This window comes from Paenibacillus sacheonensis (assembly GCF_009909195.1).
Classification (GTDB): Bacteria; Bacillota; Bacilli; order Paenibacillales; family Paenibacillaceae; genus Paenibacillus_Z; species Paenibacillus_Z sacheonensis.
Genome location: NZ_JAAAMU010000001.1, coordinates 399,719 through 424,817 on the forward strand (window position 1 = coordinate 399,719; position 25,099 = coordinate 424,817).

At 58.8% G+C, this 25,099-nt stretch carries 26 protein-coding genes and 1 pseudogene; 13 read left to right on the top strand and 14 right to left on the bottom strand.

The window, feature by feature from the left end; genetic code table 11:
• Positions 1–142: 142 nt before the first annotated feature.
• The 3 genes from GT003_RS01565 to GT003_RS01575 form a co-directional block, all read right to left on the bottom strand.
• Positions 143–580: a YybH family protein gene (locus GT003_RS01565; RefSeq protein ID WP_161693698.1), complete on the bottom strand. Its 438-nt coding sequence runs from the start codon at positions 578–580 to the stop codon at positions 143–145.
• 144 nt (positions 581–724) lie between these two features.
• Entirely contained in the window at positions 725–2,338 is a 1,614-nt protein-coding gene (locus GT003_RS01570; RefSeq protein ID WP_161693700.1) for a sensor histidine kinase, read from the bottom strand.
• Positions 2,338–3,030, bottom strand: coding sequence for a response regulator transcription factor (locus GT003_RS01575; RefSeq protein WP_161693702.1), 693 nt, complete (start codon positions 3,028–3,030; stop codon positions 2,338–2,340). The genes GT003_RS01570 and GT003_RS01575 overlap by 1 nt, the downstream gene beginning before the upstream one ends.
• 163 nt (positions 3,031–3,193) lie before the next feature.
• Here GT003_RS01575 and GT003_RS01580 point away from each other — a divergent pair, with 163 nt between their 5' ends.
• The 4 genes from GT003_RS01580 to GT003_RS01595 are packed head-to-tail and all read left to right on the top strand — an operon-like array spanning position 3,194 to position 7,584.
• Positions 3,194–4,069 (top strand): carbohydrate ABC transporter permease, encoded by an 876-nt coding sequence (locus tag GT003_RS01580; protein WP_161693704.1) that lies wholly within the window; start codon positions 3,194–3,196, stop codon positions 4,067–4,069.
• Positions 4,066–4,965, top strand: a complete 900-nt coding sequence (locus GT003_RS01585) for a carbohydrate ABC transporter permease (protein ID WP_239565650.1) — start codon at positions 4,066–4,068, stop codon at positions 4,963–4,965. Before GT003_RS01580 ends, GT003_RS01585 begins: the two co-directional genes overlap by 4 nt.
• 41 nt (positions 4,966–5,006) lie before the next feature.
• On the top strand, positions 5,007–6,119 hold the full coding sequence (locus GT003_RS01590) for an efflux RND transporter periplasmic adaptor subunit (protein ID WP_161693706.1): 1,113 nt from the start codon (positions 5,007–5,009) through the stop codon (positions 6,117–6,119).
• A gap of 25 nt (positions 6,120–6,144) precedes the next feature.
• Positions 6,145–7,584, top strand: coding sequence for an ABC transporter substrate-binding protein (locus GT003_RS01595; protein WP_161693708.1), 1,440 nt, complete (start codon positions 6,145–6,147; stop codon positions 7,582–7,584).
• 79 nt (positions 7,585–7,663) lie between these two features.
• Here GT003_RS01595 and GT003_RS01600 read toward each other — a convergent pair whose 3' ends face one another.
• Positions 7,664–8,149 (bottom strand): MarR family winged helix-turn-helix transcriptional regulator, encoded by a 486-nt coding sequence (locus GT003_RS01600; protein WP_161693710.1) that lies wholly within the window; start codon positions 8,147–8,149, stop codon positions 7,664–7,666.
• A gap of 144 nt (positions 8,150–8,293) precedes the next feature.
• On the opposite strand from GT003_RS01600, the gene GT003_RS01605 reads away from it, so the two are divergent.
• Complete coding sequence (locus GT003_RS01605; RefSeq protein ID WP_249043553.1) at positions 8,294–9,259, top strand: NADP-dependent oxidoreductase; 966 nt, start codon at positions 8,294–8,296, stop codon at positions 9,257–9,259.
• Positions 9,260–9,518: 259 nt separating this feature from the next.
• Here the strand turns inward: GT003_RS01605 and GT003_RS01610 are convergent, their stop codons facing one another.
• The gene (locus GT003_RS01610; protein ID WP_161693712.1) at positions 9,519–10,598 is read right to left on the bottom strand and encodes a lactonase family protein; all 1,080 of its coding nucleotides are present in this window, start codon (positions 10,596–10,598) and stop codon (positions 9,519–9,521) included.
• Positions 10,599–10,780: 182 nt separating this feature from the next.
• Positions 10,781–11,680: an SDR family oxidoreductase gene (locus tag GT003_RS01615; protein ID WP_161693714.1), complete on the bottom strand. Its 900-nt coding sequence runs from the start codon at positions 11,678–11,680 to the stop codon at positions 10,781–10,783.
• Between the two features lie 289 nt (positions 11,681–11,969).
• On the opposite strand from GT003_RS01615, the gene GT003_RS01620 reads away from it, so the two are divergent.
• Positions 11,970–12,776, top strand: a complete 807-nt coding sequence (locus GT003_RS01620) for a (2Fe-2S)-binding protein (protein WP_161693716.1) — start codon at positions 11,970–11,972, stop codon at positions 12,774–12,776.
• A 157-nt stretch (positions 12,777–12,933) separates the two neighbouring features.
• Here the strand turns inward: GT003_RS01620 and GT003_RS01625 are convergent, their stop codons facing one another.
• Positions 12,934–13,824 carry a LysR family transcriptional regulator gene (locus tag GT003_RS01625; RefSeq protein WP_161693718.1) on the bottom strand — a complete coding sequence of 297 codons (891 nt, stop codon included), beginning with the start codon at positions 13,822–13,824 and terminating at the stop codon, positions 12,934–12,936.
• 217 nt (positions 13,825–14,041) lie between these two features.
• Between GT003_RS01625 and GT003_RS01630 the strand changes: the two genes are divergently transcribed.
• The 4 genes from GT003_RS01630 (at position 14,042) to GT003_RS01645 (ending at position 16,405) form a co-directional block, all read left to right on the top strand.
• Positions 14,042–14,713, top strand: a complete 672-nt coding sequence (locus GT003_RS01630) for an O-methyltransferase (RefSeq protein ID WP_161693720.1) — start codon at positions 14,042–14,044, stop codon at positions 14,711–14,713.
• Positions 14,714–14,899: 186 nt separating this feature from the next.
• Positions 14,900–15,397 (top strand): MerR family transcriptional regulator, encoded by a 498-nt coding sequence (locus GT003_RS01635; RefSeq protein ID WP_161693722.1) that lies wholly within the window; start codon positions 14,900–14,902, stop codon positions 15,395–15,397.
• A 2-nt stretch (positions 15,398–15,399) separates the two neighbouring features.
• Positions 15,400–15,843 (top strand): SRPBCC family protein, encoded by a 444-nt coding sequence (locus tag GT003_RS01640; RefSeq protein WP_161693724.1) that lies wholly within the window; start codon positions 15,400–15,402, stop codon positions 15,841–15,843.
• Positions 15,844–15,943: 100 nt separating this feature from the next.
• On the top strand, positions 15,944–16,405 hold the full coding sequence (locus GT003_RS01645) for an SRPBCC family protein (protein ID WP_161693726.1): 462 nt from the start codon (positions 15,944–15,946) through the stop codon (positions 16,403–16,405).
• Positions 16,406–16,617: 212 nt separating this feature from the next.
• On the opposite strand, the gene GT003_RS01650 is transcribed toward GT003_RS01645, so the two are convergent.
• The 6 genes from GT003_RS01650 to GT003_RS01675 all read right to left on the bottom strand — a co-directional run bounded on the left by GT003_RS01650 (position 16,618) and on the right by GT003_RS01675 (position 22,439).
• The gene (locus GT003_RS01650; protein WP_161693728.1) at positions 16,618–17,334 is read right to left on the bottom strand and encodes a hypothetical protein; all 717 of its coding nucleotides are present in this window, start codon (positions 17,332–17,334) and stop codon (positions 16,618–16,620) included.
• Positions 17,335–17,539: 205 nt separating this feature from the next.
• The gene (locus GT003_RS01655) at positions 17,540–18,244 is read right to left on the bottom strand and encodes a metal-dependent hydrolase (protein ID WP_161693730.1); all 705 of its coding nucleotides are present in this window, start codon (positions 18,242–18,244) and stop codon (positions 17,540–17,542) included.
• 244 nt (positions 18,245–18,488) lie between these two features.
• Positions 18,489–19,289: an anti-sigma factor gene (locus GT003_RS01660; protein ID WP_161693732.1), complete on the bottom strand. Its 801-nt coding sequence runs from the start codon at positions 19,287–19,289 to the stop codon at positions 18,489–18,491.
• On the bottom strand, positions 19,286–19,861 hold the full coding sequence (locus tag GT003_RS01665) for an RNA polymerase sigma factor (protein WP_161693734.1): 576 nt from the start codon (positions 19,859–19,861) through the stop codon (positions 19,286–19,288). The genes GT003_RS01660 and GT003_RS01665 overlap by 4 nt, the downstream gene beginning before the upstream one ends.
• Before the next feature lie 69 nt (positions 19,862–19,930).
• On the bottom strand, positions 19,931–20,830 hold the full coding sequence (locus GT003_RS01670; protein ID WP_161693736.1) for a plastocyanin/azurin family copper-binding protein: 900 nt from the start codon (positions 20,828–20,830) through the stop codon (positions 19,931–19,933).
• A gap of 22 nt (positions 20,831–20,852) precedes the next feature.
• Positions 20,853–22,439 (bottom strand): plastocyanin/azurin family copper-binding protein, encoded by a 1,587-nt coding sequence (locus GT003_RS01675; RefSeq protein ID WP_161693738.1) that lies wholly within the window; start codon positions 22,437–22,439, stop codon positions 20,853–20,855.
• Positions 22,440–22,669: 230 nt separating this feature from the next.
• Here GT003_RS01675 and GT003_RS01680 point away from each other — a divergent pair, with 230 nt between their 5' ends.
• On the top strand, positions 22,670–23,416 hold the full coding sequence (locus GT003_RS01680; RefSeq protein WP_161693740.1) for a MerR family transcriptional regulator: 747 nt from the start codon (positions 22,670–22,672) through the stop codon (positions 23,414–23,416).
• 22 nt (positions 23,417–23,438) lie between these two features.
• Here GT003_RS01680 and GT003_RS01685 read toward each other — a convergent pair whose 3' ends face one another.
• Positions 23,439–23,858: a hypothetical protein gene (locus tag GT003_RS01685; protein WP_161693742.1), complete on the bottom strand. Its 420-nt coding sequence runs from the start codon at positions 23,856–23,858 to the stop codon at positions 23,439–23,441.
• Positions 23,859–24,580: 722 nt separating this feature from the next.
• Between GT003_RS01685 and GT003_RS32960 the strand changes: the two are divergent.
• Together GT003_RS32960 and GT003_RS32355 are read left to right on the top strand one after the other, a co-directional pair.
• Positions 24,581–24,670 (top strand): annotated as a pseudogene (locus tag GT003_RS32960) (hypothetical protein); the annotation flags it as partial.
• Between the two features lie 49 nt (positions 24,671–24,719).
• A complete protein-coding gene (locus GT003_RS32355) occupies positions 24,720–25,064 on the top strand; it encodes an apiosidase-like domain-containing protein (RefSeq protein ID WP_239565649.1) in 345 nt (114 codons plus the stop codon).
• Positions 25,065–25,099 lie beyond the last annotated feature (35 nt).

Genomic DNA, 25,099 nt, shown 5'->3' on the forward strand with positions numbered 1-25,099 from the left:
CTCCCTGTACGCCAACCAGATCGGCGTACTCCTTCAGGGATAGGTCCGTCATGTGCTTCTCATCTAGGATGCGCAGGACCTTTTCCACGGCCAGCGTCATTTGAGAATAAGCAGGATAACGGTAGCCATCAAGGCAGGCTCTTCACCTGACGTCGAATAGTCCCTTGCCGGTTTCCAAGCTGATCGGCAGCGAGGAATGCGCATGCGCGATGACCCAGGATTCTTGTTCGTTTCGGAGTCCGAACGTGAATCGATTGGTGATTTCACGCAGCTTTTCTCCGGATTTATTATAGGCAGCGAAGGTAATGGCGCAGCGAACGAAAGCGAGATTCGCATTCGATTCCACGACGAGGTCGGCAAAATCGGTTCGGAGCACAACGCCTTCCTCGCGCAGTCCGGCGAACCACGCGGCCACGATTTCCTTCCACGCGGAAATACCCGTGCATGCCCAGCTTTCCCAACAATCGTAAATATGGATATCCGCAGCGAACGTCGCTAAGAATCTCGCCGCATCCTGCTCGTAAATGGCCGACTTATAATTTTCGAGCGCATCCTGAACGGTTTGAAAACCAACACTCATTTGTCCCATCTCCCTCGTCCTTATTCTTCCACATCGTAACACGAAACTGTTCCGCGCGCCCGTGCCGAAGTAACGAAACGAATCCCGGCGCGCGATCAGCAGGTATGTATGAACGGCTGCGGGCTTCCAAGGCGGGCCGATGGATCATGTTGCCCGGCGCAGCGTAAAGGCGAACGCGACCCCCGAATTCTCATTGCGCACGCCGCAGCGGCTGCCGTGCAGTTCAAGGATTTGCCGCACGATCGCGAGGCCGATGCCCGTTCCGCCGCTCTCGCGGCTGCGCGCCTGGTCGATGCGGTAAAACTGCCCCCAGATGCGGGGCAGTTCTTCCTCCGGAATCGGCTCTCCCTCGTTGAACACGACGATTTGCCATTCGTCATCCACGGCCGCCGCGCGGAGCTCTACCGCTCCGCCGTCAGGCGCATGGCGTACTGCATTCGTAACCAAGTTGGTCAGCACTTGATCAATTCGGAATCGGTCCGCGACGGCCGTCATCCGTGCCTCTTCGCCGGGAGGGAGGTCCACCGACACGCGGACGGACCGGGCTTCGCCGAGCGCGGCGGCCCGGTCCGCCGCTCCGTTCAACAGCTCCGCCACGGAGAAAGCCTCCCGCCGCAGCGAATATTGTCCCGACTCCAAATGCGACAGGTCCAGCATGTCGCCTACGATGGCCGCCATTCGGCGCGTCTCCTCGAGAATGACCTGGGCATAACGTTCCCGTTTGGCGCCGCTGCCGATGTTATCTTTCAATCCCTCCGCATAACCTCCGATCAGGCTGAGCGGCGTCTTGAGCTCATGCGACACCCCGGCGATGAAGCTCCGCCTCATCCGTTCCAGCCGCTTCTCCCGCTCGATATCCTGGCGCAGCTTCTCGTTCGCCGTCTGCAGCTCTTCCAGCGTCCCGGACAAATTATCGGCGAGAAAATCGAAGGTCCGCGCCAGTTCCCCGATTTCGTCCTTGCGCCTCCACCGGGTACGGACATCGAAATCGAGCCGGGCCAGCCGGCCGGCGAGCGCGTTCAGCCGAATGAGCGGCTTCGTAATGATCGTGGCGTAGCCGAATGCCAGCAGCAGCACGAAGATGAAAGCCGCGCCGAAGACGTACAGGGAGAGTCCCTTGAAGACGGCTGCAGCATGCGTGATGGGCTGGAGCGACGAGACCGACAGGAGGACGGTTCCGCTGCGGGCGCCGTCGCTCGATACGGGCGTCACCGCGATCAGCTGCTTCGGCGTCGTCGTTCCGCCGCCGGCTCCGGACCGGTAAACGACGGTGTGTCCGCCGCGCAGCACCTTGCCGGATTCGTCCTCGTTCTTGGTCCATTCCTGCACCGCCGCCGAGATCCCCGCCAGCTCCGAAGGAAGCGGCGGATTCGGCACGAGAATCATCTCCGAACCGTCCGGACCGTCGAGTCCGTGGATCCCGCCCTGAAAAAACACCGACTGCTTCGGCGAGCTCCCGCTCATCAGCACGGTCGTCACGACGCCGTCCCTGACCGTGAGTACCGCGGTTTTGGCGTAATAGTCGCTGTCGAACTGCGTGACGTACGCCGGCATTCCCGGCTTGCCGCCGGACGATTCCTGGGCGGCGTAACGTTTGCCGAGCTGCTTGAATTCGGCCGCGACGTCGCTTTTCTGACGCTGCTCGTAGAAGGACGGGAACCCGCCGGCCAGCAGGGCGAGCAGCAGCCCCGCGAAGAGCATGATGACGATGAAGGTGACCGCGAACAGTCGGAAGGCGATGGAATTGCGAAAGGCCATCATGGCGTCACCGTGAAGCGATAGCCGTTGCCCCGCAGCGTCGAAATCCAATCCGCGCGTGCGCCGAGCTTTTGCCGCAGCCTTTTGACATGCGTGTCGACCGTTCGCGAATCGCCTTCGTAATCATAGCCCCATACATGCTCCAAGATCCGGTCGCGGCTGAGGACGATGTTCCGGTGATCGGCAAAGTAGCGCAGCAGGTCGAATTCCTTCGGCGACATCGACAGCGGCGTTCCGTCCAGCACTACCTCCCGGCCGGATACGTCGATGCGCAGGCAGCCCGCGACGATGCACGCGCCTTCCGTCTCCGGCGGCTCGGACCTTACCGTCTCGGATCGCCGCAGCAGCGCCTTTACTTTCGCCGCGAGCAGCTTCGGGCTGAAGGGCTTGGTCATGTAATCGTCGGCGCCGAGATCGTAGCCGAGCAGCTCGTCTTCCTCTTCGCTCTTGGCCGTCAGGAAGAGCACCGGCACGTCGGACTGTTTGCGGATCGCCTCGCAGACGTCGTAGCCGTCGAGCCCCGGCATCAGGATATCGAGAATGACGAGATCCGGCGACGCCTCGCGAAATACGGCAACCGCCTCGTCTCCGTTCGCCGCTTCCAGCCAAGCCAGCCCTTCGGCGTCCAAATAATCCGCGATCAGCTCCCGCAATTTCGCTTCGTCCTCGACGATCAGCACCGTCTTGTTCATGCACATCTTCCTTCCGCGCCCGCGCTTTTCGCGAACCTTTGATTAGCCATATTGTAGCGGGAGGCGAGGCGATTTGTCACGCAGAGGCTTGTCACACGGTTGTCACAGAAGCGGGCTATGCTGATTGGCGTCCGCTGTCAGGACGAGGAGAGGAGGAATTCGCTTGCCGAAGCTTCGCGCTTCATGCTGCCGGGAGGCCGCTGCCGTCTTGGCTTTCCTGGGGCCGAGCCTCGCGGGGTTTCTGTTGTTCTATGTCGTCCCGTTCGGCGCGGTCGTCTATTATTCATTCGTCGATACGCCGATAGAGGGGCATTACGTCGGATGGGACAACTACAGGCAGCTCTGGGAAAGCGCATCGTTCCGCAAAGCCTTCGGCAATTCCGTTGCGTTCGCCGGCGTTAGCGTTCCCGTGCTGTTCGCGGTCTCGCTTGGACTGGCGTTGCTGCTGATCGGGGCCATGCCGCTGCGGCGGACGTTCCGCACGGTCTTCCTGCTGCCGCTCGTCGTGCCGGTCGCCTCCATCGCGCTCGTCTGGCAGGCGCTGTTCCATTGGAACGGCGCCATCAACGGACTCGCGGCGAAAATGGGCTATGTGCCGGTCGACTGGATGAACAGCCGGTGGTCGTTCGCGGTCATGCTGGCCGTATACGTATGGAAGAATGCCGGCTACAACCTGATCCTGTTCCTGGCGGGGCTTGCGAGCGTTCCGGCGGAGCAGTACGAGGCGGCTTCCATCGACGGAGCGGGACGGTGGCGGCGGTTCCGGTCGATCACGTGGCCGGGTCTCGTACCCGTATCGTTCTTCGTCGCCGTCATGTCGATCGTCGGCTCCTTCAAGGTGTTCCGGGAGACCTACGTGGTCGCCGGCGCTTATCCGAACGATGCCATTTATACGCTGCAGCATTTCATGAACAACCAGTTTCAGAGCTTGGATTATTCGAAATTGACGTCCGCGGCGGTCCTGCTGTCGCTCGTGATCGGCATGACCGTATTCGTGCTGTTCCGAGCGGAGCGCCGTGCATGGGAGGTGCAGGAATGAACATGGCCGCAAACCGGACGCGGATTGCCATGAAGCTCGCGTTGCTGCTGCTGCTCTCGGCGCTCGCGCTGTTTCCGGTCGCGCTGACGGTCACGAACGCCTTGATGTCCGAACGGGAAATCGCGCATCACTACGGAGCGCTGGACGGCGAGGATGCCGTGGATGCGGAGGATGCCGACGCAGCGGCGATGCCGACGGAGCGGGTCTCGATTCGCTGGATACCGGAGCGGGTAACCTTGAAGCCGTTCGCGGAGGTGCTGCTGCTCCAATCGAAATTTTTGAATCTGTTCTGGAATTCCGTCCGGCTCGCCCTGCCGATTCTGATCGGACAGACGGCGATCGGTACGCTGGCGGGCTATGCGTTCGCGAAGCTGGCCTTCCCCGGCCGCGACGGCCTGTTCTTCGTCTACCTGCTGACGATGCTAATGCCGTTTCAAGTGACGCTCGTCCCCAATTATTTGATTGCGGATAGGCTCGGGTTGCTTCAAACGTACGGCGCCATCATATGGCCCGGCGTATTCGCGGCATTCGGGGTATTTCTGATGCGTCAGTTCACGGCCGGAATCCCGGACCCTTATCTGGAAGCCGCGAGAATCGACGGAGCCGGCCATTTCCGGGCATTCCGGCACATCGTGCTGCCGATCGTCAAGCCGGGCATGACCGCGCTGGCGCTTCTGCTCTTCGCGGACAACTGGAATATGGTCGAGCAGCCGCTGCTTTTCATTACGGAGCCGTTCCGCCAGCCGCTCTCGGTTTATTTGGCCCGCATTAACGAAGGGGCGCGCGGCGTGGCGTTCGCCTCCTCGACGCTGTACATGACGCCGATGGTGCTGCTTTTTCTGTACGGGGAGGATCAGCTGGTGGAAGGCATCCAGCGTTCGGGAATAAAGGGGTAACCGGGAAGGTCGCCATGATGCGGGCGAAAGGAGGAATGAACGTGGAACGAAGACGACGCATGCTGCGCTGGGCGCTCGGTCTGTTCATCGGGGGGCTGCTCGTGCTGACCTATCTGTCGAATACGATTCAGGGGCTGGCGCTGCCGAAGGTTACCGTAAAGTCGCCGTCCATGGGCAGCCTTGACCTTAGCGTGAACGAGGAAGGCTACCTGCAGGCAGCCTACTCGGCGCCGCTCCTGCCGCTCGGGAATTGGGAAGTCGTGAAGGTGCATGTCGAGAAAGGCGACCGCGTCAAGCAAGGGGACCCGATCGTTACGTTCGATACCTACGCGACGGAAAGGTCCTTGGAGGATGAGAAGACACGTTACGCGCAGCAGCAGATCAAGCTCTCGCAGCTCATCAACGAGTTGAAGCCGCTTCTGCAGCAGGGGGCGGACGATGCGGCGGTCGACAGGCAGAAACAAGCGATCGAATCGCAGAAGCTGGAAATGAGCATTGCCGGCCGCCGGATTGACGATCTGCAGAAGCAAATCCGCGACGGGCAGGTGCTTCGCGCGCCGTTTGCCGGAATCGTCACGTCGCTGACCGCGGAGGAAGGAACGACCGCCTCGCCGGGACAACAGGTTTGCCTGCTGGCGAGCGACGCTTCCGGATACGTGCTGAGCATCGCCGCGACCGGCGACGCCGCTTCTTCGCTGCAGATCGGCCGGGAAGTCGACGTGGAGATCGACGATTCGTCGGCACGGCGGCTGAAGGGTACGATCGCAAGCATCGAGGACGCTTCCGGTCAGGGTGAAGGCGGAGCAGCGGGCAGCGGGGATTCCGGCGCCAAGTCCGTGAAGATCGACGTGCGCGGAGACGGCCTTAAGCCCGGTTTGAAGGCAGCCGTCTATATCGACCAGCAGAGCGAGCGTCCCGGCTTCAAGATCCCGGCTTCCGCCCTGGAGGCGGACGACGAAGGCACGTACGTGTTCGCGCTGACCGTCAAGGAAGGGCCGCTCGGCTCCTCGTATTTCGTCAAGAAAACGTACGTCGATACCGGCGAGACGAACGACGATACCGCGGTCGTGCTGAACGGGCTGCTGCCGGACGAGAGGATCGTCACGGAAGCGAGCGAGCCGCTCGGGGACGGCGACCGCGTGCGGCTGGAATAAATCATGAACGAGAGGAAGGATTGCGATGACGACTACGAAAACGCAGGCTTGGACATGGATGGGGGCGACAGCTTCAACGCTGCTGCTGGCTTCGGCATTGACTGCCTGCAGCTCCGGCGGCAGCGGCAATTCACCCGGCGAAGCCGCTGAAGCGGCCGCGGATACGGCGGAAGGCGATGCAGCCGGCAAACAAACGGTAACGGTGTCCGTGTTCACGGAAGACCGGTTCCTGGAGGAAGCTGCAGCCCGATTCGAGCAGGCGCATCCGGATATCGATATCGAGGTCCGGGAGACGGTTCCGACGGATACGAGCGGCAAGAACACGATTCGAATCGCCGGCAAGGACAACGGTCCGGCGGAGGAGGACATCGACAAATACGTGAACGCCGTCGGCACCGCCTTGATGTCCGGCAAAGCCGCGGATCTCATCTCGACGAATTATCTCCCCGTAGACCGTTATTTGGACAAAGGCATGTTCGCGGATTGGACCGGGATCGCGGGCAAGGACAAGGATTTTAATGCCGACGCGTATTACGAACGCGTGCTGAAAGGCTTGACGAGCGGCAAAACCTGGTATGCCATCCCGGTCGGTTATTCGCTCGATGTCTTGGTCGGCAATAAAGCGGCGATCAAGCAGGCGGGGGGCGTCGACGATAAAACATGGACCTGGGAGCAGTTCATCGCCCTATGCGGACAAATCGCATCGCGGACGAACGCGGACGGCACGAAGCCGCAGGTGCTCGGCGGCATGAAGCCCGAAGAGCTGCTCGGTTATTTGACGAAGACGGTATACGACCAATTGGTGACGAAGGAAGGGAAGGCAGCGTCGTTCGACGAAAAAGCGTTCCGCGGCTATTTGGAGCAGGTGAAGCAGCTTTACGACAGCGGAGCGGTATCCGACGCTAATCTCGGCAGGATGCAGCAGGTCTTCATGCCGATGAGCATGTCGGCGCCGATGGAGCTCGCGATTCTGCCGAGCATGCTCGGCGAAGGGGAAGGCGAAGTGCTTCAACCGCCGGGGTCCGGCAAAGACGAAGGACTGCCGTTCACGTCGGACTTGGCGCTTGCGTTGAACGACCGCTCCAAGGTGAAGCCGGCGGCATGGGAGTTCGTTAAGTTTCTGCTGTCCGAGGAGATGCAGGCTTCGCCTGCCATGATGGCGTTCCCCGTGAACCAAGCCGCGGCCAGGACGAAGCTGGAGCGTTTCGCCGAGCAGCAGAAGAGCGGCGGGGCGAAAATGATGATCAAAAACAAGAACGGCGGCGAAAAGCAGCTGATGATGACGCAAGAGCAGATCGATTCCGCGTTGAAGCTGCTGCCGTCCGTCGGCAACTACGAGGGCAAGGACGAGAAGGTGCTCGGCATCATCAAGGAAGAGTCGGCCGCCTTCTTCGCGGGAAGCAAGTCCGCGGAGGCCGTTGCCAAAGCCGCCGCCAACCGGATTACGACGTATTTGAACGAATAACGTTAAACGAATAAGAATCACCGGCTAGGTGCTGCCGAAGGCCTAACCTTGTACATTATTGATAACGGCTTACCCTAGGTTATTCGGCATCTGCGGCTGGCGCGGCGCCTAGTAGAAGCAGGAGCGCATGGAATTGTTCCCGCTTGTCCGGCTCCAGATGGCCCAGCACCTGCTCGGCCGACTCCTTCATGGCAGACCGCGCCCGATCCATCAGCGGCAAAGCCTTATCGGTCAGCCGAAGCAGCGTCGAGCGGCGGTCTTCCGGGTCGGGCAGCCGAAGGAGCAGCCGCTCCTGCTCGAGCGCATCGGCGAATTGCGTGACGGTACGCGGCGCGATGCCGCTTCTGACGGCCATATCGCCCATGCGGATGGTGCCGGCTTCCGCGACGGTGACGAGAAAACGAAGCCGGGGACCCGTTATGAAGGCAGGCAGCCCGTATTCGGCGAGCCGAGCTTCGAACAGCAGATGCAGACGGTGAGTCGTCGTGAACAGCTTCTCGAGGACTTGACCGGCCGTCGGAATTGCGGCTTGGGAAGCCGAGGATACGGGATTCGAATTGCTCATGGATGCATTCATTCTCCTTGACGTGCAAGATATTACTGGGTATACTCACAATCAAACAAAAGTACTGAGTATACTCAGTAAGTGCTGCATTATAGATTATATTCTATCCTGCATGCGATTGCAGGAGAAGGGTATTTTTGCTGCATGTTGATCTTGACCATGGAGAGGATGAAGCAGCCGATGATAGAGCCCGTCATGCAAACCGTCGTCCGGTATCATCAATTCGGAGGATCCGACGTCTTACGGTTCGAACGCATTCCCCTTCCGCGGCCGCTGGAAGGCGAAGTGCTCGTGCGCGTCGTTTCGGCGGGCGTACTGCCCGTCGATTGGAAGATTCGGAAAGGCTCGTTCCCCATGCCCGTCCAATTTCCCGCGATTCCGGGGACGGCCTTCTCCGGCGTCGTCGAAGGGACCGGACCCGGCGTAACCGCGTTCCAAAAGGGACAAGAGGTTTTCGGTCGCAGCGCGAAAGGAACCTATGCGGCTTTTACGACGGCAGCCGTGGATGCGATCGCGCTCAAGCCCGAATCGGTCGGTTTCGATGAGGCTGCCGCGATATCCGGCGGAGCGACGACCGCATGGCGCGCGATCGAGAGCGCGGGCGTGAAGGCCGGCGACCGCGTCTTGATTCACGGAGCGGCCGGCGGCGTCGGATTATTCGCCGTGCAATTCGCGAAGTGCAAGGGCGCGCAAGTTATCGGCACGGCGGGGCCGGCGAACATCGACTTCGTTCGTTCGCTCGGCGTCGACGTTGCGGTGGATTATATGGCAGAGCCGTTCGAGCATGCGGCGCAGGACGTAGACTTCGTGCTGGATACGATCGGCGGAGAGACGCTGGAACGCTCGTGGCCGGTCATCAAGCGCGGGGGCACGCTGATTACGATAACCGGCAAGCCGCCGGTCGAGCGGGGTATGGAGTTTGGCATCCGCGTGCTGCCCTCGAGCTTGGCGACAAGAGAAGACTTGGCGGCCATCGCCGACTTGATGGACGAAGGGCGGGTCAAAGCGGTCGTGCAGCACGCATATCCTTTGAGCGAGGTGCGGCAAGCTCACGAGCGGAGCGAGCAAGGTCATGGAAGAGGCCGGATCGTACTGCGGATCGAGAGCTAGAAACGAACCGCGGGACAGAAGATCGATGAACGGAAGCAGTCCCTCATCGGAGCGCGTAAGTAACCAAGAAGAGTGCCAGCAACGGAAAAGGAGCAGGAGCGGCAAAATGCCGCCCTGCTCCTTTGGATGCTTAAATAATCGGTTACGGCAGTCGGCCGTTCAACTTAGCGCTAAGCTGCCGGTTTGCGGCTTATCAACCTACTTCCGCTCCTTGTTTGTCGCCAAGGATTGGGATCGGATCCCGGTTCATAATGAACCGCTACTCGGTTAATTCCGCAAAACGCACGCATACCGGCTTGGATACGCTTAGCTCGCTGCCTGTCGGCTGCAGCTTGCCGGTTGCGGCATCGCGGCTGAACGTCACGATGTTATTGCCGTCGCGGTTGGCTGCGAGCACGAACCGTCCATCGGGCGAGATCGCGAAGTTGCGCGGGTGGCCGCCAAGCGTAGGCGCGTATTCCACCGTCTCGAGCCGGCCGCTCGCCGGGTCGATGCTGCATACCGCCAAGCTGTCATGCCCGCGGTTGGAACCGTATAAGAACGCGCCGTCCGGGGAGAGGTGAATATCCGCGCAGCCATTCTCGCCAACATAAGAGTCCGGCAGCGTGGAGATCGTCTGAATGACGTCCAGGCGTCCTTCTTCCGCATCGTAAGCGTAAACGGTGAACGTACTGTTCAACTCGTTGATGCCGTAAGCGTAAGGAAGTTCCGGATGGAATACGAAATGGCGCGGTCCCGAACCGGGAGCGATACTTGTCTCGCCGTGGAGCGTCATGCGATTGTTCGGCACATCCAGCTTGTAGACGAACAGCTTGTCCAGACCGAGATCGGAAACGACGGCATACCGATTTGCCTGATCGACGATGACCGAGTGGGCCCGCGCCTGGGTTTGGGCAGGATGGACGCTGGAGCCTTCATGCCGGTGAATGTCGGCGGTGGGTCCGATACGTCCGTCATCTAGAATCGGAGACAGGCCGACCATGCCGCCGTGATAGCTTGCCGTGATTGCGGCGCGTCGCGTAGCGTCGAGCGTAATATGGCAGGTCGTCGCGGGAAGCGTAATGACTTCGTTCAGCTTCTCCAGCTTCCCTGTCGCGGAATCGAAGCGATACGCGGCAGCGCCGCCGCATTTCTTGCCATCGGCATCCTTGCATTCCATAATGGCATAAACGGTCCGGTCCTGCTCGTCGGGAACGAGGAAGGTCGGATTTTGCAGGCCGTTCGCCTGGTCAAGCAGCGTCAAGGCGCCGCTTTGCTCGTCGTAAGAGCAGGCGTATAAACCAGGGCCGTCCGCGTCCGCGTAAGAACCGATAAAGGCAAATGTTCGAGTCGTCGCCATGTTGGGGCGCACCTCCAAGTGGATTGATGTAGGTATACGTTCTAACCTAGCATTTTACCATTATTTCTTGCAAAAGACATCCGATACGCGCGTTAACGTTAAACTACAGCCCAAATCCCCGATTGCCTCTGCAGTCGGGGATCTTTTCACGTAAACGCCCGCAAAGGTGGTGTTGAAGTGAATTAGGTTTCCGTCATAATGCCGCCGTTCACGTGCAGCACTTGGCCTGTGACGAACGACGAATCGTCGGAGGCCAAGTAGACGTACGCCGGTGCGAGCTCGAACGGCTGGCCGGCGCGCTTCATCGGCGTCTCCAGACCGAACGTCTTCACGTACTCGGCGGAATAGCTGGATACGATGAGCGGCGTCCAGATCGGACCGGGAGCAACGGCGTTGACCCGGATGCACTTCTCTGCGAGCTGCAGGGACAAGGAACGGGTGAACGAGACGATCGCGCCTTTCGTGGACGAATAATCGACGAGCAAGGGGGCTCCCGCGTAGGCGGTAACCGACGCGGTGCTGATAATGGCGCTTCCAGGACGGAGGTGGGGAAGCGCTGCTTTCGTCAGATAGAAATGGGGGAAGATGTTCGTCCGGTACGTATCCTCCAATTGTTCATTGGAAATATCCAGAATGCTCTTCTGCGGAAATTGGACGCCTTGGTTCAATACGAGCACGTCGAGCTTGCCGTAATGGGCGAGCGTGCAATCGACGATTTCGGCAGAGAACGCCGGCCGCCGCAGATCCCCTTCGATCAGCAAGCAATGGCGGCCGTATTGCTCGACCATTCGCTTGGTCGCGGAGGCGTCCTCGCGTTCGTACAGATATACGATCGCGACATCCGCGCCTTCTTTGGCGAAGGCGATGGCCACCGCGCGCCCGATGCCGCTGTCGCCGCCCGTAATAATCGCGATTTTACCCGCTAATTTGCCGCTTCCCAGGTAGCCCGGATTATCCGAGATCGGCAAGGGGGACATGAGATATTCCAAGCCGGGCTGCCGATCCTGGTGCTGGGGAGGAAATGTAACCGGCTCCTGCTTGCATTTCGTTTCTTGACTGTAATAAGGATATCCCGGAATCATGCTAGAACCTCCGTTGTAGTAGTAGGCTGATTCAGACTATTCACCTCTAGGCGCAAGGGTGAAAGGCCTAGCCGAATGCGCGGAAAACGGTCAGCCGAAAATCGGGGAAGGTCGGAGAAGACAGGATGCTGAAGGCAAGCGGCTTGCCGGCAGCCTGAGCGTTATTCCTGGGGCCTCATTGATGCCGTTGTCGTCCGTTGCTAGAATCAGATGAATAATTGTGTGCCTCCGTTCAATATGATAGAATAAACGGAAATGATAATCATTATCATAGGGAGCGGACGAAGAAATGACGACGACGGCATACGATTTTTCGCTGGTGAACACCTATTTTCATATTTCCCCGGGAGGGGTAGAGCATGTGCTGGATGAAATGCCGGCGACGGGCTTTTTTCAAGCTGACAGGCTGGAAGAAATGATGCGCAAGGCGGGGAAGGTCGTTCAGGCCGTCGACTTGAAGCTGCCGGGATCATTCATCGGCACGTCGCTGTGCAATTTGAGCATAACGAAGCTGATCTTCCTGGCGATGTACGGCGAAGTGCTGGAGCTTCCGCTGTCTAATCTCACCTTTCAGATCGATTACGAGGAAGGCCACGGCCATCCGCATTTCGGTTACCGCATTCATGAAGTACGGACGCAGCCGATTCCTGCCGAGGATGGCGATGCCTTCGTAGCGGAGGATTGGAAACGATTCATGATGGAAGACGTCACGCCAGCCGTAGCCGCGATCGCTGCGGCGAGCGGCATGAAGCCGGAGCAGATCTGGGCGCAATTCGGCGGAATCGCGGCCATGGTCGTTGATTACGTGCAGAAGATGGGGCTGCCCGCCGCAATCATGGAACGTTTCGAGCATCACTTCCGGCTGCTATCGGAGGCAGTCCCGTCGGAAGCGTTCCAGCGGAAACGGAATCCGTTCCAGTGGCAGGTTCGACACGTCGACAATCCTTATCAAGAGGGCGAACGCTGGGTCATGCGTTCGGGCTGCTGCCAGTACGACCGCCGCGAGGGCGGAACGAAATGCTTCGTCTGTCCGCGAATGACGCCGGATGAGCGCGAGCAAGAAGTACGGCGGATCAAGGCTGCAGCGATTTCGTAATGATCGTCCTTATTCATGCCAATAAAATCATCGATGTCCTTCAGCCGGTACGATGGCTGAGGGACGTTTTTTTTGTTATGGGCAGCTGCCCGAGCATCGAGTGGGGACGGCGAGCCAAGAGGGCAGCGTTAGGGCGCCTTGGGATCGCCGGATTCGGTCAATCAAGCGCCTGCCGAATAAGCGCGACCAGGTTCGCGGCTGCGGCGGACAGGGGCTCGTTCTTCCGGGTACAGATGGCGATCGTATTCAGCAGCCGGACGTCATCCACGAACACGCGGCTCAGCTCGCCGCGCCGGACGTAGTCGCGGACGACGAGCGACGAGACGAAGTTCGCGCCGTAGCCGGCGATGACGGCCGTTATGGCCTCATGCAGGCCATTGAACTGCAGGGCGATCCGCGGCATCGGCACGCTGTAGGTTCTGCACAGCGCGAGAAGCCGCTCGCGCGTGGAGCTCCCTTCCTCGCGCATGACGAACGGCTCGTTCATCATTTCATGCAGCGGCACATGCTGGCCGGCGAAGCGATGATCCGGCGCAACGACGAACCACAGCTCGTCCCGGAACAGCTGCTCGGATTGAATCGTATCGGGATATGCCTCCGGCAGCCCGCCGTAGACGGCGATGTCCGCTTCCATGTTCAGCAGCAGCTGCAGCGCGTCGGACGAGTTGGTCGTCGTGATCGTCATCTCCACTTGCTCGTAGCGCTGCTTGAATTTGGCGATCCAAGCGGGAATAAGGAACTGCGCCGGCAGATACGTAGCGGCGATTCGGATATGCCCGCTCGTGCCGCGCCGGTATGTCTCGCAAAATTGTTCGATCTGCTGCTCCATCGCGAACAGCCGCCTGGCGAGCGAGGCCATCTGGACGCCGGCATTCGTCAGGGCAATGCCTCTCCCGCTGGGCTGGAGGAGCGGGAAGGCGAGCTCCTTCTCGAATTTCTTGATCTGCGCCGTTATGGCCGGCTGGCTGATGTTTACTAGCTCAGAAGCGCGGGTGACGCTTCCCGTCGAAGCGACCACGTGAAAGAGTCGCAGGGCATGCAAGTTCATAACCGGTCTCCTTCCTAAGTCCGCAATAAGTCTTTGGTAATTCCTCGATAAGTTCTCTTTACGTTCTCAAATAGTCCTCCATACATTTCTCAGCCAGTCAATGGGAATCATATATTTATTATATCAGTATGAGCCAAAGATATATTATATTTATGATTCCAATGGAGCTACAATGAAGTCGAAAGCAACACCAAATTCGATTCGAGGAGCTGGCGACATGAACGCGAATACGGCTTGGAATCTTGTCGACGAGTATATAACGGAGCGGCTAATTCCGCAGGATCCTATATTAGAGCAGGTATTGGAGGCGAACCGGGAGGCGGATCTGCCGCCGATCGACGTAGCTCCGAACCAAGGCAAGCTGCTGCAGTTGATTGCCCGGATGACGAATGCGAAGCGGATTCTAGAAATCGGCACGTTAGGCGGCTACAGCACGATCTGGATGGGGAGGGCGCTGCCTGCCGAAGGACGGTTGATTACGCTGGAGCTGGAACCGAAACACGCGGAAGTCGCGCAGGCTAACGTGGACCTGGCCGGGTTGACGCATCGGGTTGAAATCCGGTCCGGAAACGCGCTGGAACAGCTGGCGAAGCTGGAGCAGGAGGGGACGGAATCCTTCGATCTCATCTTCATCGATGCGGATAAACCGAGCAATCCCGCCTATCTGCAATGGGCCTTGCGGTTCTCGCATCCCGGAACGGTCATCATCGGCGACAACGTCGTTCGAGAAGGCGAAGTCGTGAGCCGCCATAGCACCGATCCCCGCGTCCAAGGCGTGCGGGCCTTCTATGATCTGCTCGCGAAGGAGCCGCGCATCTCGGCGACCGCGATCCAAACCGTCGGGGGCAAAGGATACGACGGATTTATGATCGGCATCGTGAACGGCTGAATATCGATAGCGTCCTGCGACGTTCCGCCCGCGCTTGCGAACAGCGTACGGCGGGATAGTTGCTTCTTATGCGGGCAAGCGGAAAATATTTTTCGATGATGGCAGCATTTCGCTTGCTCCTTACGTAACGTCATGTTTTATAGTAGAGGTACCGGTAGAAACGGCCGAGAGCCAAAGGAGATGATTATGAAACAAACGTGGAAGGTAGGCGAATTGGCGAAGCTGACCGGCCTGACGGTTCGGACGCTGCGCTTCTACGACGGCATCGGCCTGTTCTCGCCATCGTCGTTATCCGATTCCGGCCACCGGCTGTACAATGAGGCCGACATTGCGAGGCTGCATCAAATTCTGGCGCTCAAGGAGCTGAATCTGTCGCTGGACGAAGTCAGGGACGTATTGACGGGCGGGGAATTCAGTCCGGCGGACATCGTGGCGCAGCAGACGTCCCGCGTGAAAGAAACGATTCGCGTGCAGCAGAAGCTGCTCGGCGAGCTGGAGCATGTATCGAGCCTGATGGCGTCGAAGGAGAGCTTGTCCGTGAACGATTTTATCGGACTGCTGCAAACGATGAAGAAAAGCCATGAGAAGCATTTCTTCGAACGGAAGAAAAGCATGGAGAACAACCTCGACAGACTGGGACGATTTCTCTCGGAGCAAGAAGACGATTCTAATGAAGGAGGATGAACATGAAGACAACTGAACGCTCGGCTGAACATGCCACGTTTGTAATCGAACGCGTCTACGGCGTAAAGCCGGACCGTGTATTCGCCGCTTGGTCCGATCCCGAAGCGAAGGCCGAATGGTTTTCGAAGGCGGAGGTTTTCGAATTTCGCGTCGGAGGGCGGGAGAGCAGCCGGAACACGTTTCCGGACGGAATGAAGATCAATTTCGAAGCGTATTATCAGGAAATCGTTCCGGGGGAGCGGATCGTGTACTCGTATATTCTCGATATGAACGAGGCGCGGGTCTCGGTCTCCGTCGTAACGGTGGAGTTCAAGACCGCGGAGAACGGCACGCGGCTTGTCTTTACCGAGCAGGGCGCGTTTCTGGACGGACACGATACGGCGGCGCAGCGGGAGCATGGCACCGGCATCATGCTGGATACGTTGGGAAAATGCTTGTCCGAGTAAACGAGTGAATAGGCTTGGCTGCATGAGTGCATGAATAAATGATTGCATGAGGGAACGGTCGCAATGCTTAGGACAACCAAAAAGAAAGCGGGGACAAGACATGGCGAATCAACAGATAAGTCAGGTAACGCCGGGGGAGAACGAATTGGTGGCCGTGCGCGTCATCGAGGCGCCGCGGGAGACGATCTTCAGAGCGTGGACGGATCCGGAGCTTCTTGCGGCTTGGTGGGGACCAAGAGGCTTCACGAATACGTTCAGTGCGTTCGATCCGCGCCCGGGCGGCATTTGGGAATTCGTCATGCATGGTCCGAACGGCGCCGATTATCCGAATACGAACGAATTCGTAGAGATTACCAGCCCCGAGCGCATCGTCCTGAAGCATGTGGTCGCTCCGGTCTTCCGCCTTACCGCCGTGTTCGAGGACTTGGGCGGCAGAACGGGCATGATCTTCCGTCAGCAGTTCGAGACGGCTGCCGTCTTCGAGCAGGTGAAGAACTATGCCGGCCCCGGGAATGAAGAAAACCTGGACAAGCTGGCGGAAGTCGTGGCGAAGCTGGTTTAACACGGGGGGAGCTTGGGCTGGGCCGAACCGCTGAACGAATGGCGCTGCGGATGAAGCCTTGCGGCAAGCGAAGTAACGGGAATCGATCGGATGATCGATTCCCGTTTTATTTGGCATGCAGTCATGCCAATGGTCGAACGAATCCCGGCGAACGGAGATACAACGAACGAAACCAAGCGAACGGAGGCACAGCATTACGATACCTCCGCCAGCTACAATCCGGCTGCGGCTTTAATGTGCTGCCGCTGAGACAGAATCAACGATTTCAACTCATCGGTTCCGAAAGCACCGTTGGCGAAAGCATTTCCCTGCGGATAGAAGACCATTCGAAAAGACGTGCCGTCCCGAAGATGCAGGCGAAGGTATATGCCATTGTCGTGCTTGATTTTCTCGTATACCGCATCGAAGCCGACATAGGGCAGAGTCAGCAGCGCACGCACGAATGCGGATGATGCTTCCGGGCTGAAGTCGCCGATCGGACTGCCGTCGATTTCGCTTTCCAGGCTGACGATCCTCACCTTGCCTTCAATGTCGAGGAGCTGTCCGAACGTTGCGGCATTCGGATTATCCGTCACTTCGTAAACCTTGTTATCCGCTGCGACGCGATAGTCCGATTCGTACCCTTGTAAGGAATAAACAGGGGTACCGACCGGAAGGAATGCCGCATCCCCGTTCTTAGACACATGACCCGCGCAAGCATGATTGTTCAGCATATAGGATGTTTCCCCTACCCGTTCCCCAAGCTGTTCGGCTGTCACGGGCCGGGTTCCGTCGTGGTTTTGAGAATACGTGATGTGATTGATGACGAGGAAGTCATCCCATTCCAACTCGGTCGTATGACAGGTTGCTTGGCCGAGCAGGCCGCAGCCGGCAGCGATCATCGCTAGAAGCGCGAGTGAAATCAATCCCCAATGTCTAAATAGTCTCATGCTCAAACCACACCCCCACGTTATAGACGGGTCTTAAGATGGCAAAGTTTCGGCTGCGGACCCAAATAAGAAAAGCCGAAGCGCTCAATGCTGAGCTGCTCCGGCTGCTTGCAAGTAGGATAAGAATAATCTACCGTCAATGGGGTGGAAAACGATCGCTTACCATAAAACTTTTCAAAATCCCATCTATCTCTCTTAGTCGTTGCTAACGTCCCGCTACTTCCAGCTCGTCGCCGGGCTCCATCACTTTGCCCTTCAGGCCGAGATCTTCCAGGCGGCGAACGAACTGCTCCGCGTCCTGCTTGATGCCGGGGAACGTACTGTGGTGAATCGGCACGGTCAGCTTCGCGTTATACCATTGCGCCGCTTGAAGCGCATCGTCAGGTCCCATCGTATAGTGGTCGCCGATCGGCAGGAAGACGACGTCGATCGGATGGCGATCGCCGATCAGCTTCATGTCGCCGAACAGCGACGTGTCGCCGGCATGCAGAATCGTCAGGCCTTCGGCGAACACGAGGAAGCCGGCCGGCATGCCTGCGTATAAAATTTGCTTCGTTTCTTCGATGACGATGCCCGAGCTGTGGAATGCTTGGACCATTTTCGCTTGCGCGAAGCCAAGATCGAACGTGCCGCCCATGTTCATGCCGACGGAATTTTTCACGCCTTGCCACGACATGTAGGCCGCGAGCTCGACGATCGACACGACCGGAGCGTCGTTATTGGCGATCGCGATCGGCGCCGCGTCCAGGATATGGTCCTGATGGGCATGCGTCAGCAGCACGGCGTCGACCTTAAGCGCCTCCGGCTTGATTTTGGCAGCCGGATTGCCGCTCAGGAAGGGATCGATGACGAGCGATTTGCCGCCCGTATGGATTTGAATGCAGGCATGGCCATGATAATTGATTTTCACGGGGATCGCGCTCCTTTATCGGTTTCGTGTAGGAAACGTAGTTCATTCTCTTCCATAGTGACACAAACGACCGTGCGTTTCAAACGAACAAGCGACCTCCAAGCCCGCTTCAATGCGGCCGCAGAGAGCAAACGCGGCGATAAAAATAGGACAGACCGCAGTCTGCCCTATGGAATCCGACTATGACTTGGGTGCCGTTAGCCGATCGGCCGAATAATGATACGACCGGAGCTGCGGCCCCGATTTACGCCGAACCGTACATCTTGCTCCCGCGCGGCTGGCTTCCGCGTTCATCCGGCTCCAGCGTGATGCCGATGGCATCGAAATCGAGCTTCTCGCCTTGAATCGGCATGGCCAGCAAGCCGATGCCGCGGCTGTTCCCGCCGACCCGGAACGTGCCTGCGCTGCTCCGCTTGCCGTCCTTGATCAGCCATACCTGATAGGCCTCCTCGCCCAGCGTCGGAGGCGCGCCGAACAGATAAACGACGAACTGCCGGCTCTGCCCGTTGTCGACGATGCAGGCTACGCCGGAAGACTCTGCGGTTGCGGGCGCCTTCGACTTCAACGGCACGAGCTGTTGAATGCTGGACGCGGGAACGGACAGCGCCTGCTCCACGGGCAGCGGCGCGGCGGCGGCGTCCCGGCGCAGCTCGGCATTCCAGACGGAGAGCAGCACGATCGCGGCGGCAGCGGCGGTGCCGAGGAGGGCCATAATCGGCTTGCGCCTGCGCGGCAGCCGATTCCAGCCCGGCTTTCCGAGCGTGAATGGTGGCGGCATGCGTTTGCCGTCGCTGGCAGGTTGTTCCGCGACCGTTGCTTCGCGGACGGCATTCATGACTTGTTCCTTCAGTTCTTTGGGCGGTTCCATCATTTCCATATTAGCCGGAAGTGCCTCCCACACGATTCGCAAATCTTCAAGCTCTTGCCGGCAGCCGTCGCAAGTCGGGAGATGAAGCTCGAACACGCGCTTTTCTTCATCACTGCACAAGCCGGCTATATAGCTTAGGCAGTCTTCGCATATGGGCATTCGTCCTCGTTCCGTCATCCCGTTCCTACTCCTTCTGCAGACAAGTGTCTTCGCAATATTTTCAACGTTTGATGGAGCCGATTCTTGACCGTGCCGAGCGGCTGGTCGTATAGCGCCGCCAGCTCGCTCAGCGTGTAGCCCTGCCAATAGAAATGCTCCAAGAGCGTGATTTGCTGTTTGCTTAGATGCCTGTAGGCACCGCGAATCTGTTCTTTCACGAATTGATGCTCCGCCTGCTGCTCCGGCGACAGGCTCAGCCGATCGGGGATGCGCTCGAGGTCTTCCCGCAAGTAGTGAAGCACGCCCACGTTTTCTTTGCGCCGCTTCCGCAGTACGTCAGCCGTTATGTTGCGCACGATCGTAAGCAGCCAATTCGTGAATTTACCCTTCTCGGGATCGTACGACGATTCGGTCGTCCACAGCCGGAGATAGACGGCCTGCACGATGTCTTTGGCCGCCGCTTCTTCCCGCAATGCTTTCCAGGCAAAGGAGTAGACGAGTCCCGCATACCGATCGTACAGAGCGGACAGCGCGGCATGCTGCTTGCCTTTGACGAGAAGCATCAATTCGTAATCAGACAGGTTTTGCATGCAAGGCGCCTCCACGACGGGCTTGGTTTATAGTCTTCATTGTAACGTGAAACGGCGATCGCGCAACCGTCATTTCTTCACTTCGACGACGGCTTGCATCGCGGGATGCGGGGTGCAGATATAGCTGAACGAACCGGCGTCTTTGAACACGATGGTCACGGACGTATCTTGGGCGAGCAGCTTCGTATCGAATACGCCGTCGACGGAGGTGGCGGAATGCTTCACTTCGTCGCGATTGGTGAAGGTGACGCTGTCCCCCGGCTTAATGCTGAGCTTGTCGGGAGAGAACGCGAAATCCTTGATTTCGACGTTGTAGGTCTTCGGTTTGGCGGCTGGCGCGGGTTCGGATTTGCCCGTGCCGGGCTTCGGCTTGTCGTCGCCGCCCTGGTTCGAAGCGGAAGGGCGATCATCGCCCGCGTCCTTGCCCGAGTCGGCCGGCTTCGGCTTATCGTCGCCGCCCTTATCCGAGGCGGAAGGATGATCATCGCCCGCGTCCTTGCCCGAGTCGGCCGGCTTCGGCTTATCGTCGCCGCCCTTATCCGAGGCGGAAGGATGATCGTCGCCCGCGTCATGGCCCGAATCGGCCGGCTTCGGCTTATCGTCGCCGCCCTGATTCGAAGCCGAAGGGTGGTCGTCGCCGGCGTCATGGCCCGAATCATCGGCCTTTCCTTCGGTGGGAGCCGCCGCGGATTGATCGTCGCCGCTTCCATTCACGTTGCCGGAAGCCGCCGTGTTGCCGCCCTTGGCGTTATCCGCGGTGCCAGACGGCACGTCATTGTCTCCCGTGCCGGCTGGCGTGTCGTTGCTGCCGGCATCCGACTGGGCTGCAGCCGTGTTATTCGAAGGCTGGGATGAATCGCTGCTGCCGGACTTGCCGCATGCCGAGAGCATGAGGCAGCAGGCCAGCAGCAGGAGGCCGATTCCGGCCAGCGCAGGGCGGCGGGTTGCTCGTAGTCGTTGTTTTGGCATTGCGATACCGCCTTTCTTAGGCTTATTTGACGATGATCTGACCGGTCATGAACTTCTTATGCGGCTGGCAGAAATAATCGTAAACGCCTGGTTTCGTCAGCGTAATCGTAGCGAATTCGCCCTTCGAGAGAAGCGGAATGCTGAAGCTGCCGTCGACCGCGACCGCGTTGTGCTGCATGTCGTCGTGATTCGTGAAGACGATATGGGAACCGGCCTCGACGGTGAGGGGACCCATGCCGAAGGAGTAATCCATGATGTCGATGTTGTACGTCTTCGCGACCGGAGCCGTCGTGCCCTTGAACGCGGCAGGGTCCAGAACGAACCAGACGTGATTCACGTCCTGTCCCAGCGTATCGCCGACATGGGCGTCTTTAATGAAATAGTAAAGCGGATACCCTTTGAAAGCCGCCTGCTTCGTTCCGTCGGAACGGGTAATCGTACCCCAATCCGCGGGGTTGACGCCCGTCGGGAGAGAGGAGCCGTCGGCTTGATAAGCCGGCCAATTCGTCAGGCAGGTTCCTTCGCATACGCTCGTGCCGGCCGTATCTTTGTCGAAATAATACAGGGTCATGCCCTTGGCATCCGTCAAATAGTTGCCTAGCGTCTTCGAAGTGCCGAGCATCGCCGCGTAATCCGATTTGGCGACGAACCAGACGCCTCCGACGGCTTCGCCTAACGTGTCTCCCGGCGCTTGATCCTTCGCGAAATAATAGAGCGGCCAGCCTTTATACGTCGTTTGCGCGGTGCCGTCCGCGCGATTCAGCACGCCGAAGTCCGCGGCATTCAGCCCAGCGGGGATTTGCAGGTCTTGCGCCGCATAGATCGGCCAAGCTTTCAGGCAGTCGAGGGCACAGCTGTTCGGATCGGCGGCGTCCTTCGTGAAGAAGTACAGCGTCCGGCCCTTGCTGTCGGTGAAGAGCGTGCCAAGCTTCGCGTCGCGATGAAGAAGGAGACGCTCCGCGGCAGGCAGAGCCGCCGACGCGGATAAGACGCCTTTCGCTTGCAGCGAGGCAAAGAGCGTCATGCCGTCCATCGTATCTGCGCTAAGTGCCTCCACCAGCGCGGTCGCGATGTGGGCGTTCATTAGACTGGCCGTACCCGAGATTTGCGTTAGGCCTTTGCTGGCGGCGAAGGTCTCGGCCTTCGCGTAGTCGAAGTCCTTGCCGGAACGGTAGCCGAGCGATTCCAGCAGCACCTTGTAGAACTGTTGGGAGCTGATTGGCGCGAGGGGATTGAAGCTGCCTCCGCCCGTTCCGTTCCAGCCGAGCTCGGGATGCGCTTTCAGGTAACCGAGCACCGTTTGGTTGCTCGCGCCGACGGATGCGGCGTCATTGAAATTGTCCGTTCCCTCGAATGCCTGCGCCTCCGCCAGCTTTCCCTGCAGGCGAAGCGAGATGATCGCGGCTTGAACGCGGGTCGCGCTCTTCCCTAGATAGGCGACCGTTACGCCGTCCCCGTCCCCGAGCAGCAGGCCAAGCGCGGCTGCGGTCTGGCCGTCCGTCGTAACGGTGGCGCTGGCGGCCGCCGCGGCCGAGCTGCCCACCGGTGCCAGGCAAGTAATACATAGTGCAAGCAGTAAACCGAACAGGCCTAAACGTTTTCTCTTCATCGGTTCATTCCTCCTTGAGATTGGGGTCATCACAGAGAGAAACGAAGGAAGCGGTCCAGCGGTTCGATAGGGAGCCATGTTTTTTTGATTACGCGGGAAGCAGCAGCCGTGCCAGGGGCCGGCGGTCGGTAAGCCGGTCTGATCCGGAGACAGGCGCGGCTCTTTATTTCCGGTGCCTGATTGCTTATAGTAGGAGAACAGTCGACGCGTGGAAGAGGAGGGGTGAGGCGGTGGAACCGGTCTATTACAAGCCCGTTGAAATCGCGCGGGAGCTCGGCATCAGCACGAGCGCGCTGCGGCATTACGAAGCTTGGGGCGTCGTGCCGCTCCCGGAGCGGGCGGCGAACGGCTATCGGCTGTATACGAAGACGCATGCGGCGTATTTTCGCTGTCTGCGCGCCTTGTTCGCGGGCTTCGGCACAGCGGTCGGCTGCGAGGTGCTCCGTCACATTCAAGCCGGCGAGATGGATGCGGCGTTTTGGCTGCTCAACCGGGAACAGGCCAATCTGCAGGAGGACAAGACCGTCGCCGACCGTACGATGGAACTGCTTCGCAATCCGGGACTGCCGGTCATTCCGGGCAAGCTGCCGAAGAACGTCATGACGATCGGGGAAGCCGCGGAGCTTACCGGCGTGCCGGCGTCGGCGATCCGGCATTGGGAGCGGGAAGGGCTGCTGCAGCCGGAGCGGGATCCGGATAACGGGTACAGATTGTTCAACACGACGCATATCAGGCAGATCTTACTGATCCGGACCTTGCGCAGGACGGTGTATTTTCTGGAGAAAATGAAGGAAATCGTGAAGGCCGTGGAGCAGCACAGTCTGGAGAAAGCCCGAAGCGTGACCGCGGAGGCGCTGCAGTCGATCCATGCCCGCAACCGCAGGCAATATGACGGGGCGCACCAGCTGGTCGAGCTGTGCCGGGCAGTCGGTTTGATCAAGGAAACAGCAGGTGGAAAGCCGGTAGAGATAGAGTAGAAAGGCGTACCGGCCGCGGAAATCAGCTTGGAAAGCGAGGCAGCCAATGCTTCATGCGAACATTGTGTATGTATGATCTGGCCTGCTCGATGCCGTTCCCGCAATCAACGGAGGTTTGAATGGCTGCATAATGCTGCTGCATGAAGGCATGGACAGCTTCCATGATGGCCGCCGCTTGCCGTTCGGGAATTCCGAACGCCGCTTCAGGAGAAGCATCGGCGTAGGCCTCGCTCAATTCTCTCAGATCATCTGCATGGCCGGGAAGGCCATGCAGATGATACAGATGAAAACGTCTGCCTTCCCGCTCGAATTCCAGCCAATACGACGGGCCATCCGCGGGCTTGAGCTGGGCCGTGTTCGTAATCCGGATGGCGGCAGCTTCGCTAAGACCGGCTTCTTGAGCGAATGAGGACCATTGGTCGTTTAAACGGGCTAAATACATGCGTGCCTCCTGCTCTGATTCAACAAGTGAACTCGTGACGAGCTACTAGTATTGACATAAAATCATGCATTGAAGCGAGCGCTGCGGGGCAGTGCATTGCCGCTTCCAAATTGAAAATAAGTGCAAATCTGCACTTAATTCCTTCCAAATCGCCGTTCATTTGAAAATAAGTGCAAATCTGCACTTATTCCGAACAATAACTGAGCATTCTGCTCAACCTCATACAAATAGTTGCAAATCTGCACTTATTTTAATTAGGTCCTTGTTTTTCCTGAAAATAGTTGCATCATTGCACTTATTTTGATTTTACAATTCCAATACGAGCGAATGACTCGGCTTGGGCGTAGGCGCATGGCATGTCAGCGGTCACGCCTGACTGTTGGCGCTGGCTCTGATCTAACGGCGCATTCATGTGCTGGCGCTTGGTAGTTAGCATGTCGGCGGCTACGCTTGGCTGCTGGCGCTTGGCTTTTGACTCAGGTACGCGGCGGCAGCCTGTCGGACCGTCAGGACAAATCTAACCCTCCCGATTCACATCGGGAGGGTTAGTAAGCGTGCGCCCAGATGGCACTGCGGTGCTGCGCTGCTGGCAGCGGACCGAGCATCCCAATCATCATGATTTTCACGAAAACAAGTTAAGATTTTCTCTTCCGCCGGACAGCCTGCGGTCCTATCCTTACTAGGAGACGGACAGGCAAATTATGAAGGCAAGGGGATGAGAGATGACTGAACACGCGATTCAATTGCTGCGGGTCAGCGATAATCGGAGATTTCTCGTCCGGGAGGGCGGTACGCCGTTCTTCTGGCAGGGCGATACGGCATGGGAGCTGTTCCACAAGCTGAACCGGGAAGAGGCCGGTATTGGAGAATCGGGCGAAATGGGAATACAACGTCATTCAAGCGGTTACGCTGGCGGAGTTCGATGGCGTATCGTCGCCGAACGCGCACGGCCGGCTGCCGTTCAAGCCTGGCGCGGACAGTCTTCCCGACCCGCTGCGGCCGGACACCGACGGGCCTTACTCCTATTGGGATCACGTCGATTACATCGTCGACACGGCGGAGGAGCTGGGTCTCTACGAGGCCCTGCTTCCGACATGGAGACAAGTTTCATCAAGCCTCCGGCATCTGGGAACAGGCATTGGATCGGCCAGGCGCAACGCAAATTCGCCATCTCCGGACGTTGATCGAGACGCGGACGGGGCTTGACCGCGTGCCGGACCCGGCTATGATCGCGGATAACC

Coding starts and splice junctions, on each gene's coding strand:
- GT003_RS01600 (WP_161693710.1), bottom strand. CDS start 8,149: ATGAGCAATTCGAATCCCGTATCCTCGGCTTCCCAAGCCGCAATTCCG.
- GT003_RS01660 (WP_161693732.1), bottom strand. CDS start 19,289: ATGACGGAACGAGGACGAATGCCCATATGCGAAGACTGCCTAAGCTAT.
- GT003_RS01570 (WP_161693700.1), bottom strand. CDS start 2,338: ATGGCCTTTCGCAATTCCATCGCCTTCCGACTGTTCGCGGTCACCTTC.
- GT003_RS01630 (WP_161693720.1), top strand. CDS start 14,042: ATGAACGCGAATACGGCTTGGAATCTTGTCGACGAGTATATAACGGAG.
- GT003_RS01565 (WP_161693698.1), bottom strand. CDS start 580: ATGAGTGTTGGTTTTCAAACCGTTCAGGATGCGCTCGAAAATTATAAG.
- GT003_RS01665 (WP_161693734.1), bottom strand. CDS start 19,861: ATGCAAAACCTGTCTGATTACGAATTGATGCTTCTCGTCAAAGGCAAG.
- GT003_RS01575 (WP_161693702.1), bottom strand. CDS start 3,030: ATGAACAAGACGGTGCTGATCGTCGAGGACGAAGCGAAATTGCGGGAG.
- GT003_RS01610 (WP_161693712.1), bottom strand. CDS start 10,598: ATGGCGACGACTCGAACATTTGCCTTTATCGGTTCTTACGCGGACGCG.
- GT003_RS01685 (WP_161693742.1), bottom strand. CDS start 23,858: ATGTATTTAGCCCGTTTAAACGACCAATGGTCCTCATTCGCTCAAGAA.
- GT003_RS01670 (WP_161693736.1), bottom strand. CDS start 20,830: ATGCCAAAACAACGACTACGAGCAACCCGCCGCCCTGCGCTGGCCGGA.
- GT003_RS01585 (WP_239565650.1), top strand. CDS start 4,066: ATGAACATGGCCGCAAACCGGACGCGGATTGCCATGAAGCTCGCGTTG.
- GT003_RS01640 (WP_161693724.1), top strand. CDS start 15,400: ATGAAGACAACTGAACGCTCGGCTGAACATGCCACGTTTGTAATCGAA.
- GT003_RS01625 (WP_161693718.1), bottom strand. CDS start 13,824: ATGAACTTGCATGCCCTGCGACTCTTTCACGTGGTCGCTTCGACGGGA.
- GT003_RS01595 (WP_161693708.1), top strand. CDS start 6,145: ATGACGACTACGAAAACGCAGGCTTGGACATGGATGGGGGCGACAGCT.
- GT003_RS01615 (WP_161693714.1), bottom strand. CDS start 11,680: ATGATTCCGGGATATCCTTATTACAGTCAAGAAACGAAATGCAAGCAG.
- GT003_RS01605 (WP_249043553.1), top strand. CDS start 8,294: ATGTTGATCTTGACCATGGAGAGGATGAAGCAGCCGATGATAGAGCCC.
- GT003_RS01645 (WP_161693726.1), top strand. CDS start 15,944: ATGGCGAATCAACAGATAAGTCAGGTAACGCCGGGGGAGAACGAATTG.
- GT003_RS01620 (WP_161693716.1), top strand. CDS start 11,970: ATGACGACGACGGCATACGATTTTTCGCTGGTGAACACCTATTTTCAT.
- GT003_RS01635 (WP_161693722.1), top strand. CDS start 14,900: ATGAAACAAACGTGGAAGGTAGGCGAATTGGCGAAGCTGACCGGCCTG.
- GT003_RS01650 (WP_161693728.1), bottom strand. CDS start 17,334: ATGAGACTATTTAGACATTGGGGATTGATTTCACTCGCGCTTCTAGCG.
- GT003_RS01675 (WP_161693738.1), bottom strand. CDS start 22,439: ATGAAGAGAAAACGTTTAGGCCTGTTCGGTTTACTGCTTGCACTATGT.